The 12,420-nt window shown below is 70.0% G+C and carries 11 protein-coding genes; 8 read left to right on the forward strand and 3 right to left on the reverse strand.

The window, feature by feature from the left end; all coding sequences use genetic code 11:
- The first annotated feature begins 44 nt into the window (after positions 1-44).
- Positions 45-1,763 carry an ABC transporter family substrate-binding protein gene (locus MXD64_RS04425; protein ID WP_017887069.1) on the forward strand — a complete coding sequence of 573 codons (1,719 nt, stop codon included), beginning with the start codon at positions 45-47 and terminating at the stop codon, positions 1,761-1,763.
- Positions 1,764-1,848: 85 nt separating this feature from the next.
- Here the strand turns inward: MXD64_RS04425 and MXD64_RS04430 are convergent, their stop codons facing one another.
- The 3 genes from MXD64_RS04430 to MXD64_RS04440 form a co-directional block, all read right to left on the reverse strand.
- The gene (locus MXD64_RS04430; RefSeq protein ID WP_042539359.1) at positions 1,849-2,400 is read right to left on the reverse strand and encodes a PH domain-containing protein; all 552 of its coding nucleotides are present in this window, start codon (positions 2,398-2,400) and stop codon (positions 1,849-1,851) included.
- 192 nt (positions 2,401-2,592) lie between these two features.
- Positions 2,593-3,072 carry a peroxiredoxin gene (locus MXD64_RS04435; protein ID WP_042539357.1) on the reverse strand — a complete coding sequence of 160 codons (480 nt, stop codon included), beginning with the start codon at positions 3,070-3,072 and terminating at the stop codon, positions 2,593-2,595.
- Between the two features lie 145 nt (positions 3,073-3,217).
- Entirely contained in the window at positions 3,218-3,967 is a 750-nt protein-coding gene (locus MXD64_RS04440) for a CPBP family intramembrane glutamic endopeptidase (RefSeq protein ID WP_017887065.1), read from the reverse strand.
- Positions 3,968-4,088: 121 nt separating this feature from the next.
- Here MXD64_RS04440 and typA point away from each other — a divergent pair, with 121 nt between their 5' ends.
- From typA to MXD64_RS04475, 7 genes are all read left to right on the forward strand, one after another.
- Positions 4,089-6,011 carry a translational GTPase TypA gene (gene typA, locus MXD64_RS04445; RefSeq protein WP_017887064.1) on the forward strand — a complete coding sequence of 641 codons (1,923 nt, stop codon included), beginning with the start codon at positions 4,089-4,091 and terminating at the stop codon, positions 6,009-6,011.
- A 100-nt stretch (positions 6,012-6,111) separates the two neighbouring features.
- Positions 6,112-7,305 carry an amidohydrolase gene (locus MXD64_RS04450; protein WP_031259685.1) on the forward strand — a complete coding sequence of 398 codons (1,194 nt, stop codon included), beginning with the start codon at positions 6,112-6,114 and terminating at the stop codon, positions 7,303-7,305.
- Positions 7,306-7,422: 117 nt separating this feature from the next.
- On the forward strand, positions 7,423-7,971 hold the full coding sequence (locus MXD64_RS04455) for a hypothetical protein (protein WP_263137176.1): 549 nt from the start codon (positions 7,423-7,425) through the stop codon (positions 7,969-7,971).
- A 19-nt stretch (positions 7,972-7,990) separates the two neighbouring features.
- Positions 7,991-9,175, forward strand: a complete 1,185-nt coding sequence (locus tag MXD64_RS04460) for a PIG-L family deacetylase (protein ID WP_263137177.1) — start codon at positions 7,991-7,993, stop codon at positions 9,173-9,175.
- 35 nt (positions 9,176-9,210) lie between these two features.
- Positions 9,211-9,528, forward strand: coding sequence for a ferredoxin (fdxA, locus tag MXD64_RS04465; RefSeq protein ID WP_017887060.1), 318 nt, complete (start codon positions 9,211-9,213; stop codon positions 9,526-9,528).
- A gap of 11 nt (positions 9,529-9,539) precedes the next feature.
- A complete protein-coding gene (gene dapC, locus MXD64_RS04470) occupies positions 9,540-10,658 on the forward strand; it encodes a succinyldiaminopimelate transaminase (protein WP_263137178.1) in 1,119 nt (372 codons plus the stop codon).
- Between the two features lie 164 nt (positions 10,659-10,822).
- Positions 10,823-12,121, forward strand: coding sequence for a citrate synthase (locus MXD64_RS04475; protein ID WP_017887058.1), 1,299 nt, complete (start codon positions 10,823-10,825; stop codon positions 12,119-12,121).
- The last annotated feature ends 299 nt before the right edge of the window (positions 12,122-12,420 follow it).

Genomic DNA, 12,420 nt, shown 5'->3' on the forward strand with positions numbered 1-12,420 from the left:
TCCAGCGCGAACTGCGCGAACCACAACGAAAGGGAATCCTCGCCATGCGAAAGAGGATCAAGGGCATCGCGGTCCTGGCCACCGCTGCGGCAGCTGCCGTCGTGCTGGCGGGCTGCTCCGGCGGCGGAGAAGCGGGCGGCGACAACTCCGCGGTCGCCGAGTCGTCACTGAAGTCGACCGGCTGGACCGTCGCGGACCGCGCCGACGTCAAGGACGGCGGGTCGATCACCCTGCCGATCGACACAGCTCCGGCGAACTGGCAGCTGGCCAACCTTGACTCGGGGACGGTCGACGACACGACGATCTCGCAGACCTACCTGCCGGGGTTCATCCAGTTCAAGGAGAACGGCGAGTGGGAGGCGAACAAGGACTACGCGACCTCCGTCGAGCTGACCAAGGACTCGCCCCAGACCGTCGAGATCAAGATCAACCCGAAGGCCGTCTGGTCGGACGGCACCCCGATCAGCGCGAAGGACGTCATCGCGAACTGGAAGGCGCTGAACGGCACGAACAAGGCCTTCGCGCCCCTCGCCACCAACGTGTGGGAGGACGTCGACTCGGTCAAGCAGGGCTCCGACGAGCGTGACGTCATCATGACGTTCTCGAAGACCAACGCCGACTGGGCGAGCGTCCTCGGCGCGATCTACCCGTACTGGGCCGTCGACACCCCGGACCACTTCAACAAGGCCTGGGCCAAGGGTCCGTACGCCGCCGACGGCAAGACCTACGTCTCCGGTGGTCCCTACATCCTGAAGTCCTTCGACGCCAACGGTGGCGTCGTGACCTTCGAGAAGAACTCCAAGTGGTGGGGCGACCCGGGCAAGCTCGACACGATCGTCTTCAAGACGGTCTCGCGTGACGGCGTCGCCCAGGCGTACGGCAACAAGGAGCTCGACGCGTTCAACCTGAACGGCAGCGCCGACAACCTCAAGACGGCGAACTCGCGGTCCGACTCGAAGATCGAGCGCTCGCTCGGCACCACGCAGCGTCAGATCACGCTGAACGGCACCTCGGACGTCTTCAAGGACCAGGACGTGCGCCAGGCGTTCGCACAGGCCATCAACCGCAAGGTCGTGGCCCAGGCGATCCTGTCGCCGGTGAAGAGCCCGGGCGACGTGCTCAACAACCTCGTCTACCTGCCCGGTCAGCAGGGCTACGAGGACGACGCGTCGAGCGTCTACGGCTACAGCACCGACAAGGCGAAGTCGAAGCTCGAGGACGCCGGCTGGAAGATCGGTTCGGACGGCTACGCGACCAAGGGCGGCAAGGAACTCGACGTCCGCTTCGTGATCCCCTCGGACAACCCGAACTCGGCGAACGTCGCGCAGCTCGTGCAGCAGCAGACGAAGCTCGCCGGCTTCAAGGTCACCATCGACACCGTCCCGACCGACGACTTCTTCACGAAGTACGTCACCACGTCGACGCGTGACTTCGACGCCACGTACTTCGCGTGGCAGGGCACCCCGTTCCCGATCTCGTCGCTGAAGTCGATCTACTACCCCGCCGACGCCGGCCAGAACTACAGCGGCGTGACGGACGACTCGCTCGGCGCCGCCTGGGACAAGGCGAACGGCGAACTCGACGCGGATGCCCGCATCAAGGACGCGCAGGCCATCGGCAAGAAGATCGTCGCGGTCGCCGGCACCATCCCGCTGTTCGCCGAGCCGTACGCCTGGGGCGTTCGCAAGGACCTGGTGAACTACGGTCCTGCGCAGTTCCAGCAGTCGTCGGTCAAGTGGCAGGACGTCGGCTACAAGAAGTAGCCACACCGCACGAGAACGACACCGCACACGAACGACACCCCCGACGTCGCACGACGTCGGGGGTGTCGTTCTGCGTCGGGGCGAGTCAGAACTGTGCCGCCGCGAGCGACGCGGCGAACCCGAGGACCACGAGCGCCAGGATCGTCCAGCCGTGGGTGCGGTGCGTGATCGGCGCAGCCGTCACGGACGACGGGGGCGGGCCGTCCTGCGTCACCGGAGCGGGCACGTGGGTCAGCATCAGCGCGGCCGCAGCGTCGACGTCCAGGCGATCCGGGCCTCCTGGCCGGTCACCGGTGTGCGCGGCGAGACGCGCCGTCGGGCGGGTCGCGATCCAGACGCGGCGAACGCCCTCGCTGGTGACCACCTCGATGCCGTACTTCGTGCGCACCTCGCTGACGCGCGACCAGGTGTAGGTGCTGGTGCGCCGGACGTCGACGATGCGCAGGTGCTCGGGCGTCAGCTCGAACCGCGGCCGCCACAGCACCGCCCACGCGACGAAGGCGACGGCGATGCTCGGGATCGGCACGAGCCACGGGGTTCCGCCGCCGATCAGGGCCAGCGGGACGAGCACGACGGCCACGACCCAGAGGACGAGGGCGAGGGCGCGCAGGCCTGGGGCGACGATGGTGGTGTGCACCGGACGAGGGTACGAGATGCCTCCCCGGAGACGCCCGGGGAGCGGGTGTGACACACCGGCGCGTATCTCCGGACGACCCGATTCCCCGGGGAGGCAGATCCTTGACGGACCCTCGTGCCGTCCATGGTCGTCGCCCCCGGTTGGGGTGTCAACACCCCGTTTCGACGAGTTCAGCGGACTCCCACGCCGGGGCTACGAAACGAGCAGTTCGATCTGTTCGCGGATCGTCTCGGCCTTCGGGAACCGCAGGCCGACCAGGCCGATGTGGCGCCATCGGAGCACGCCGTCGGGGCCGATCACGAACACGGATCGTCGCAGGCCGATCCCCGGTGCCTGGACGCCGTAGGCGCGGATGACCGAGCCCGCGGTGTCGCTGAGCAGGGGGAACGCGAGCGAGGAGCCGCGGGCGAACTCCTCGTGCGAGTCGAGTGCCTGCGGGCTGATGCCCCACACCGTGGCACCGAGGTCGGTGAACTCGTCGAGTTCGGCCTGGTAGCTGCAGAGCTGGGCCGTGCAGACCGCCGTCGCGTCGCCCGGGTAGAAGGCCAGCACGACCGTGCGGCCGATCTCGGCGGACAGGTCGTACTCGTCGTCGGAGCGGACGCCACGGCGCACGACCATCCCCGGCAGGGTGAACGACGGTGCGGACTCGCCGATCGCGGGGATGCTCATGCGCTCACCGTAGGGCTGCGGTTCGGCCCTCGGACCTCGGCGCGCTGTGCTGGGGTTGTGGATGCGCCCGGTGGCGCGCTGAACGGCCGACGGGACAGCGAGCCGGCGGCCCCGCGACGCGGCGTTCCGCCAGCGGCCCCGCGGCCTACGCGAACAACTGCGGGAACGCGTGCGCCACCCAGGGGTACCCGACGAAGACCACCGCGTCGAGCAGGGCGTGCGTGATCACGAGCGGCAGCAGCCGACCCCACTTCGTGTAGATCCAGCCGAACACGACGCCCATCACCGCGTTGCCGATGAACGCCCCGAAGCCCTGGTACAGGTGGTAGCTGCCACGCAGCAGTGCGGTCGACAGGATCATCTGCCAGCGGCCCCACCCGAGGTCCCCGAGCCGGGCGTAGAGGTACCCGATAACGATCACCTCCTCCTGCAGCCCCGAGCGGATCGCGGACAGCAGCAGGACCGGGATCGTCCACCAGTACGAGTTCAGTGCGGCGGGGTCGACGGCGACCGTGATGCCGAGCGCACGTCCGGCGAAGTACAGCGCGAGCCCCGGGATCCCGATGCAGAGCGCGATCAGGGCCGGGCCGCCCAGGTCCGGCTTCGCCCGGAACCGGTCGATGCCGAGCCGGCCGAGGTGCGGTCGCGAGGTGCTCCACAGCAGGTAGCAGACGAGTGCCACGGGGGCCAGGTCCACCGCGATGCCCAGGAGCTGCCGGGCGAGGTCGACGTACTGCACCGTCGTCGACGAGGTGTTCAGGGCCGTCGACTGCTCGCCGAGCGGCGTCGTCTGCGACAGGTCGTCGATGATCTGCAGGATCGAGTACAGGGCGCTGGCGCCGAGCGAGAGCAGCAGGACGATGGTGATCTCGACCCACGTTCGCCGACGGCTCATCGTCAGTACTCCTGTCTGTTGCGAACTACCGGTAGACTGGCGTGTCGGGCGTTCTGCCCGCGGGTGCGGTGCTGTGAAGACACTGGCCCGACACTCTCCCAGAAATTGAAGGATGTCCTGTATGGCGCTCGCCACTCGGTCCGACCTGCGCAACGTCGCCATCGTGGCACACGTCGACCACGGCAAGACCACCCTCGTCGACGCGATGCTCACGCAGACCAACTCGTTCGACGCCCACTTCGAGGGCGAAGACCGCATGATGGACTCGAACGACCTCGAGCGCGAGAAGGGCATCACGATCCTCGCGAAGAACACGTCGGTGCTCTACAACGGCAAGCACGCGACCGAGTTCGGCTCGGACGGCCCCATCACCATCAACGTGATCGACACCCCGGGTCACGCCGACTTCGGCGGCGAGGTCGAGCGCGGTCTGTCCATGGTCGACGGTGTCGTCCTGCTGGTCGACGCGTCCGAGGGCCCGCTGCCCCAGACCCGCTTCGTGCTCCGCAAGGCGCTCGCCGCGAAGCTCCCGGTGATCCTGCTCGTCAACAAGACGGACCGCCCCGACTCCCGCATCGACGAGGTCGTCTCCGAGTCGCAGGACCTGCTGCTCGGCCTGGCCTCCGACCTGTCGGACGAGGTCGACGACCTCGACCTCGACGCGATCCTCGACGTCCCGGTGGTCTACGCCTCGGGCCGCAACGGTGCCGCGTCGCGCAACAAGCCGAACGACGGCGAGCTGCCCGACAACGACGACCTCGAGCCCCTGTTCGAGGCCATCCTGCAGCACGTCCCGGCGCCGAAGTACGACGACCAGCACCCGCTGCAGGCCCACGTCACCAACCTCGACGCGTCGCCGTTCCTCGGTCGTCTCGCGCTGCTGCGCATCTTCCACGGCACGATGAAGAAGGGCCAGACGGTCGCGTGGGTCAAGCACGACGGCACCGTCGTCAACGCCCGCATCACCGAGCTCCTCATCACCAAGGCGCTCGAGCGCTACCCGGCCGAGTCGGCCGGCCCCGGTGACATCGTCGCCGTCGCCGGGTTCGACACGATCACCATCGGTGAGACCCTGTCCGACCCCGAGGACGTCCGCCCGCTGCCGACCATCACGGTCGACGACCCGGCGATCTCGATGACGATCGGCACGAACACCAGCCCGCTCGTCGGCAAGGTCAAGGGCCACAAGCTGACCGCCCGCATGGTCAAGGAGCGCCTCGACCGCGAGCTCATCGGCAACGTCTCGCTCAAGGTCCTCGACATCGGTCGTCCGGACGCGTGGGAGGTCCAGGGTCGCGGCGAGCTCGCACTGGCCATCCTCGTCGAGCAGATGCGTCGTGAGGGCTTCGAGCTCACCGTCGGCAAGCCGCAGGTCGTCACCAAGCGTGACGAGAACGGCAAGCTGCAGGAGCCGTACGAGCACATGACGATCGACACGCCGGAGGAGTACCTCGGCGCGATCACGCAGCTCATGGCCGCTCGCAAGGGCCGCATGGAGAACATGACGAACCACGGCACCGGCTGGGTGCGCATGGAGTTCATCGTCCCGTCGCGTGGTCTGATCGGCTTCCGCACGTCGTTCCTGACCGAGACCCGCGGCACCGGCATCGCCAACGCGATCTCGCACGGCTACGACGAGTGGGCCGGCCCGATCCAGACCCGCATCAACGGCTCGATCGTCTCCGACCGCTCGGGTGTCGTCACGCCGTTCGCCATCACGAACCTCCAGGAGCGGATGACGTTCTTCGTCAACCCGACCGAAGAGGTCTACGAGGGCATGGTCATCGGCGAGAACTCGCGCGCCGACGACATGGACGTCAACATCACGAAGGAGAAGAAGCTCACGAACATGCGTTCGGCGAACGCCGACTCCTTCGAGTCGATGACGCCGTCGCGCCAGCTCTCGCTCGAGGAGTGCCTGGAGTTCGCGCGCGAGGACGAGTGCGTCGAGGTCACCCCGGCCGTCGTCCGCATCCGCAAGGTGGAGCTCGACGCGCAGGCCCGCCAGCGCTCGTACGCCCGCCTGAAGCGCCAGGACGCGTAAGCACCAGCACGAGCAACACCCCCGGAGGCCCGTCCTCCGTCCGACGGCCCGGTCACCTGCAACAGGTGGTCGGGCCGTTCGCGGTTGTACCGTGGTCAGCGTGACTCTCGACCTGCTCTCGATCTACCAGGACCTGCACGCCCACCCGGAGCTCGGCTTCCAGGAGCACCGCACCGCCGGTGTCATCGCCGCGAAGCTCGCCGAGATCGGGGGGATCGACGTGACGACGGGCGTCGGCGGCACCGGCGTCGTCGGTGTCGTCGCGAACGGCGAGGGCCCCGTGGTGTGGCTCCGCGCCGACATGGACGGCCTGCCGGTGCAGGAGCGCACCGGCCTGTCGTACGCCAGCGAGCACGTCGGCACCGACGACGAGGGCCGGGACGTCCCGACCATGCACGCCTGCGGCCACGACATCCACGTCACGTGGCTGCTCGGCACCCTCGAGCGCCTCGTCGCGACCACGGGGGACTGGCGCGGCACGGTCGTCGCCGTCTTCCAGCCTGCTGAAGAGGTCATCTCCGGCGCACGCGCGATGGTCGAGGACGGCCTGGTCGAGCGGTTCCCGAAGCCGGACGTCGTGCTCGGGCAGCACTCCGCGCCCGCACCGGTCGGCATCGTCGCCGTCGGCACCGGCCCGGTGATGGCGTCGAGCGACCGGCTGACGGTGACGTTCAACGGCCGCGGGGCGCACGGCTCGGCGCCGCAGGCCTCGCTCGACCCGGTCGTCACCGCGGCGTCGGCCGTCGTGCGGCTGCAGACCGTCGTCGCGCGCGAGGTCTCGCCGAGCGACGCGGGTGTCGTCACCGTCGGCAGCTTCCACGCCGGCACACGGGCGAACATCATCCCCGACGAGGCCGTGATCGAGATCTCGACCCGTGCCCGCAACGAGGAGACCCGCCAGCGCATCATCGCCTCGATCGAACGCATCGTCCGTGCCGAGAGCGCGGCCGGTGGGCTGTCCGAGCCGACGATCGTCCGTGCTCCGGGCGCCGAGGTCACCGTGAACGACGCCGAGGCCGCCGCCACCGTGCTCGACGCCATCCGTGCCGAGGTGCCGGGTGCTCGCGACCTGGAGATCGGGCTCGCCATGGCGTCGGAGGACGTCGGACAGCTGGCCACCGCCGCCGGCGCGCCGCTCGTGTACTGGTTCACGGGCATCACCGACCCGGAGCGCTTCCGCCGTGGCGAGGAGATCCCGAGCAACCACTCGCCGTTCTACGCGCCGCAGGCCGAGACGGCGATCCCGGTGGGCGTCGACGCCCTGGTGGCTGCGACGCGCGCCTACGTCGCCTGAACCGTCCGTCGGCACGGAGGCCCGGGGCGGCCCCGCCGCGCAGGTGACCGCCCCGGGGACGGCACGTTCACAGCCAACTCGCGCCGCGCCTCCCGGCTCGTCCGTTACGGTCACGCCATGCGTTCCCTCCGTACCCCGCTGATCGCCGCCGTCGCTGCCGGCATCGCCCTGGCCGGACTCACCGGCTGCTCGACCGAGGCCGTGCAGCAGGCCACCGACCTCGGCTCCTCCGTCGCGTCGAACGTGGCCGACGGGGTCGCCGGCATCGACGGCAAGGCGATCCAGGACGGCATGTCCTCGGTCGCCGGTGGCATCGACGGCGCGCTCGACACGGCGCTCAAGGGCGCCGACGTGACCTCCGACGGCAAGGTGCCGGACGGGTTCCCGTCGGCAGAAGTCCCGCTCGTCGACGGCACGGTGCTGGGCGGGGGAGCCGGACCGAACGGCTCCGGGTGGGTCGCCCAGGTCCGGGCGGCCTCCGTCGACGACTTCCGGACGGCCGCGCAGCAGCTCACGGATGCCGGGTACACCGAGTCGGCGAAGCGCGCGGACTCGTCCAGCGCGTTCGGCATGTTCCGGAGCGACGGCTACCGCGTCGTGCTGACGTTCTCGGACAGCAAGGACAGCGGTGGCGTCACGGCGACCTACATCGTCACGCCCCGCTAGTCCCGTACCCTTGGGGACGATGTCCAAGGCCCCCACCACGCGCCCGGAGCGCGTCCTGATCGTGCACGCCCACCCCGACGACGAGACGCTCTCGTCGGGTGGGACCATCGCCACCCTGCTCGAGCGCGGTGCCGAGGTGACCGTGCTCACCGCGACCCGGGGCGAGCGCGGCGAGATGCTCACGGAGCAGCTGGCTCCGCTCGCGGGCGACCCCGCGCGGGTGGCACGGCACCGGGAGACCGAGATCGCCGCGGCCCTCGCCGCCCTCGGCGGGCCGCAGCACCTGTGGCTCGGTGGGCGCGGCGCGCGGCCGACCGACCTGCCCGAGCGTCGGTACGTCGACTCCGGCATGCAGTGGGGCCCGGACGGCCGGGCCACCGCTGCGGCCGACGCCCCGGCCGACTCGCTGACCGCGGCCGACCTGGGCGAGGTGGTCGACGACGTGCGCGCCGCCATCCGTTCCACCGGAGCCGACGCGGTGATCAGCTACGCCGACGACGGCGGCTACGGACACCCCGACCACGTGCGGATGCACCACGCGGCGCAGTACGCGGCCCGTGCCGAAGAGGTCCCGTTCTCGATGATCGTCGACCCCGACAGCGGGCAGGCCGACGTCACCGTCGACGTCCTGCCGGTCCGGGCCAAGGTGCGGGCGGCCGTCGAGCAGTACCGCTCCCAGGTCGCCGTCGACCCCGTCGATCCCGCCGACCCGGCCGCGCTGTCGTGGGTGATGCCGCACGGCGTCCGACAGCACGCCCCTGCGGTGGAGGCGTTCCGGCACGACGCGGCCCCGCAGCCGGCGGCGCCGCAGACCTACGGCGAGATGTCCGGTCAGGGCAAGGCCGCGGCGGTCGTGGTGTCGCTGCTGCTCGGGCTGCTCGCCGGCGGCCTCGGCACGGTGACGCACCAGCAGACGCTCGGCGCGTTCCCGGTCGGACTCGTCGTCACCACCCTCATCGTGCTCGGCCTGACCGTGGGCGTGCGGCTCGTCTACCGCTCGCGGACGATGGTCGCCGCGATCGGCATCGGCATCCTCGTCGCGACGCAGGTGCTCGTGTCGGTCGGTGGCGAGAGCTCGCCGCTCGTCCTCGCCAACGCGGCCGGGTACGTGTGGACCTTCGCCCCCGCGGCCATCACCGCCCTCGTCCTCGCGTGGCCGGACCTGTCGGGGCTGCGGTCCCGGACGGCCCCGGGCCACGAGTAGACTCGAACCCGCTCGTCGAAGGGAGCACCCGAACCGTGACCTACGTGATCGCCCAGCCGTGTGTCGACGTCAAGGACCGCGCCTGCATCGACGAATGCCCGGTCGACTGCATCTACGAGGGTGACCGCTCGCTGTACATCCACCCCGACGAGTGCGTCGACTGCGGTGCGTGTGAGCCGGTCTGCCCCGTCGAGGCCATCTACTACGAGGACGACCTGCCCGACCAGTGGGCCGACTACTACAAGGCCAACGTCGAGTTCTTCGACGAGGTCGGGTCGCCCGGTGGCGCCGCGAAGGTCGGCGTGATCCACAAGGACCACCCCGTCGTCGCTGCCGAGCCCGTCCGCGGCTGACCGGACCCCTCGTGGCGCTCGACCTCCCCGACTTCCCCTGGGACCAGCTCGTCCCGTTCAAGCAGCGCGCCGCGGCGTACGAGGGCGGGATCGTCGACCTCAGCGTCGGCTCGCCCGTCGACCCCACGCCCGAGGTCGTCCGCACCGCCCTGGCCACTGCAACCGACGCGCACGCCTACCCGCAGGTCGCCGGCACCCCGGCGCTCCGGCAGGCCATCGCCGACTGGTACGGCCGCCGGCACGGTGTCGCCCTGACCGAGGCAAACGCGCTGCCGACGATCGGCTCCAAGGAGTTCATCGCGGGCCTGGCGCTCTGGCTCGGCATCGGCCCCGGCGACACCGTGGTGTTCCCGGCAGCGGCGTACCCGACGTACGAGCTCGGTGCCGCGCTGGTCCGGGCCGACGCCCTCGCCTCGGACGACCCGGCCGAGTGGCCGTCCACCACGAAGCTCGTCTGGCTGAACTCCCCGGGCAACCCGGACGGCCGCGTGCTCACCATCGGCGAGCTCCGTGCCGCCGTGGTGCGCGCCCGCGAGCTCGGGGCCGTCATCGTCGGCGACGAGTGCTACGCCGAGCTCGGCTGGGACCCGGAGTACGCCACCACCCCGACCCCCACGATCCTCGACCCCCGGGTCGTCGGCGACTCGCTCGACGGCGTGCTCAGCGTGTACTCGCTGTCGAAGCAGTCGAACCTCGCCGGCTACCGTGCGGCCTTCGTCGCCGGTGACGCCGCGGTCTTGGCCGACGTGCTGGCCGTCCGCAAGCACGCCGGGCTGATGCCACCGCTGCCCGTGCAGCAGGCGATGGTCGTCGCGCTGCAGGACGAGACCCACGTGCAGCAGCAGAAGGCCCGCTACCGTGCCCGTCGGAACATGCTCCGGCAGGCACTCGAGGGCGCGGGCTTCCGCATCGACCACAGCGAAGCCGGGCTCTACCTCTGGGCGACCCGCGGCGAGCCGGCGCTCGACACCGTCGCCTGGCTCGCCGACCGCGGGATCCTCGTCGCACCGGGCACGTTCTACGGTGCAGCCGGGGGCGAACACGTCCGCGTGGCCCTGACGTCGACCGACGAACGGATCGCCGCAGCCTCCCAGCGACTGGCGAGCAGCCGGCGCCTCGGCACCGCGTAGCACGGACACGAGCACTCCCGCCGGCGCCCGCAATCCCTGGGAACCACCAAATCGTCACCTGGGATGTGTGCACGACCGACAGGTGCCGCGATTAGGCTGTCCTCGTGACTGACACTGCCAATGACGCTCAGAAGACGGCCACACCGCCCACCACGCCCGTCCCCGTGAGTCCCGCCGCCGAACAGCAGGGCGCGACCGCGACGCTGACGTTCCCGGGTGGCACGGCGGAGTTCCCGATCCTGCAGAGCGTCGACGGCGCGTCCGCGATCGACATCTCGACCTTCAAGAAGCAGACCGGGATGAACACGCTCGACTACGGGTTCGTGAACACCGGTGCGACGAAGAGCGCGATCACCTACATCGACGGCGACCAGGGGATCCTGCGCTACCGCGGGTACCCGATCGACCAGATCGCCGCGAACTGCACCTTCCTCGAGGTCGCGTGGCTCCTGATCTACGGCGAGCTGCCGACCCCCACCGAGCTCGAGCAGTTCGACGCCCGCATCCGTCGGCACACCCTGCTGCACGAGGACCTCCGTCGCCTGTTCGACGCCCTGCCGCACTCGGCGCACCCGATGTCGGTGCTGTCGAGCGCCGTGAGCGCCCTGTCCACGTACTACGAGGACGACATGGACGTCGACGACCCCGAGAAGGTCGAGCTGCAGACCGTCCGGCTCCTCGCCAAGCTCCCGGTCATCGCGGCCTACGCCCACAAGAAGGCCATCGGGCAGGCGTTCCTGTACCCGGACAACTCGCTGTCGTTCGTCGACAACTTCCTGCGGCTGAACTTCGGCACCATGGCCGAGACCTACAAGCCGAACCCGGTGCTCTCCAAGGCGCTCGAGCGGCTCCTCATCCTGCACGAGGACCACGAGCAGAACGCCTCGACCTCGACGGTGCGCATGGTCGGCTCGACGAAGGCGAACATGTTCGCCTCGATCTCGGCCGGCATCAACGCCCTGTACGGCCCGCTGCACGGCGGCGCGAACGAAGCCGTGCTCGAGATGCTCCAGCAGATCAAGGACTCGGGCGAGCCCGTCACGCGGTTCGTCGAGCGGGTGAAGAACAAGGAGCAGGGTGTCAAGCTCATGGGCTTCGGGCACCGCGTCTACAAGAACTACGACCCGCGCGCCAAGCTCGTCAAGGAGTCCGCGCACGAGGTCCTCGAGTCCCTCGGCGTGCAGGACGACCTGCTCGACATCGCGATGGAGCTCGAGCAGATCGCACTCGAGGACGAGTACTTCGTCAGCCGCAAGCTCTACCCGAACGTCGACTTCTACACCGGCATCATCTACAAGGCGATGGGCTTCCCACCGCGGATGTTCACCGTCCTGTTCGCGATCGGTCGTCTGCCGGGCTGGATCGCCCAGTGGCGCGAGCTGAACAACGACCCGCTCAACAAGATCGGTCGCCCGCAGCAGCTCTACGTGGGTGCGCCCGAGCGCGACGTCCCCGAGCGCTGACCGACTCCGAACGCCCCGCCCCACGGTTCCGTGGCGCGGGGCGTTCGTGTGTCTGCGCCCGCCGTCACATCGAGCGGGCGGAACACCCGGGTCGCGCGGCGGGCGCACGCCGGCATTCCGCCCGCTCGTCGCGTCGCGTCGTGTCGTGTCGAGCCGGGGGAGGGGCCGGAGGGTCGGCGGGGTGCGCTGCTGCTGATCGAACGGGCGGAATGCCACGGTGGGGCCGACCGCGCACCGCGGCATTTCGCCCGCTCGCGGGGCGGGGCGGGGGAGCGCTGGACGGGAGGGCATGGAGGCCC

Origin of the sequence: Curtobacterium sp. Arg-1 (assembly GCF_025643395.1) — a bacterium.
In the GTDB taxonomy this organism is placed as follows: domain Bacteria; phylum Actinomycetota; class Actinomycetes; order Actinomycetales; family Microbacteriaceae; genus Curtobacterium; species Curtobacterium poinsettiae.

Excerpts from the sequence above, each read along its gene's own strand:
- MXD64_RS04455 (WP_263137176.1), top strand. The coding sequence starts at position 7,423 with ATGCGTTCCCTCCGTACCCCGCTGATCGCCGCCGTCGCTGCCGGCATC.
- MXD64_RS04460 (WP_263137177.1), top strand. The coding sequence starts at position 7,991 with ATGTCCAAGGCCCCCACCACGCGCCCGGAGCGCGTCCTGATCGTGCAC.
- MXD64_RS04425 (WP_017887069.1), top strand. The coding sequence starts at position 45 with ATGCGAAAGAGGATCAAGGGCATCGCGGTCCTGGCCACCGCTGCGGCA.
- MXD64_RS04440 (WP_017887065.1), bottom strand. The coding sequence starts at position 3,967 with ATGAGCCGTCGGCGAACGTGGGTCGAGATCACCATCGTCCTGCTGCTC.
- MXD64_RS04435 (WP_042539357.1), bottom strand. The coding sequence starts at position 3,072 with ATGAGCATCCCCGCGATCGGCGAGTCCGCACCGTCGTTCACCCTGCCG.
- typA (WP_017887064.1), top strand. The coding sequence starts at position 4,089 with ATGGCGCTCGCCACTCGGTCCGACCTGCGCAACGTCGCCATCGTGGCA.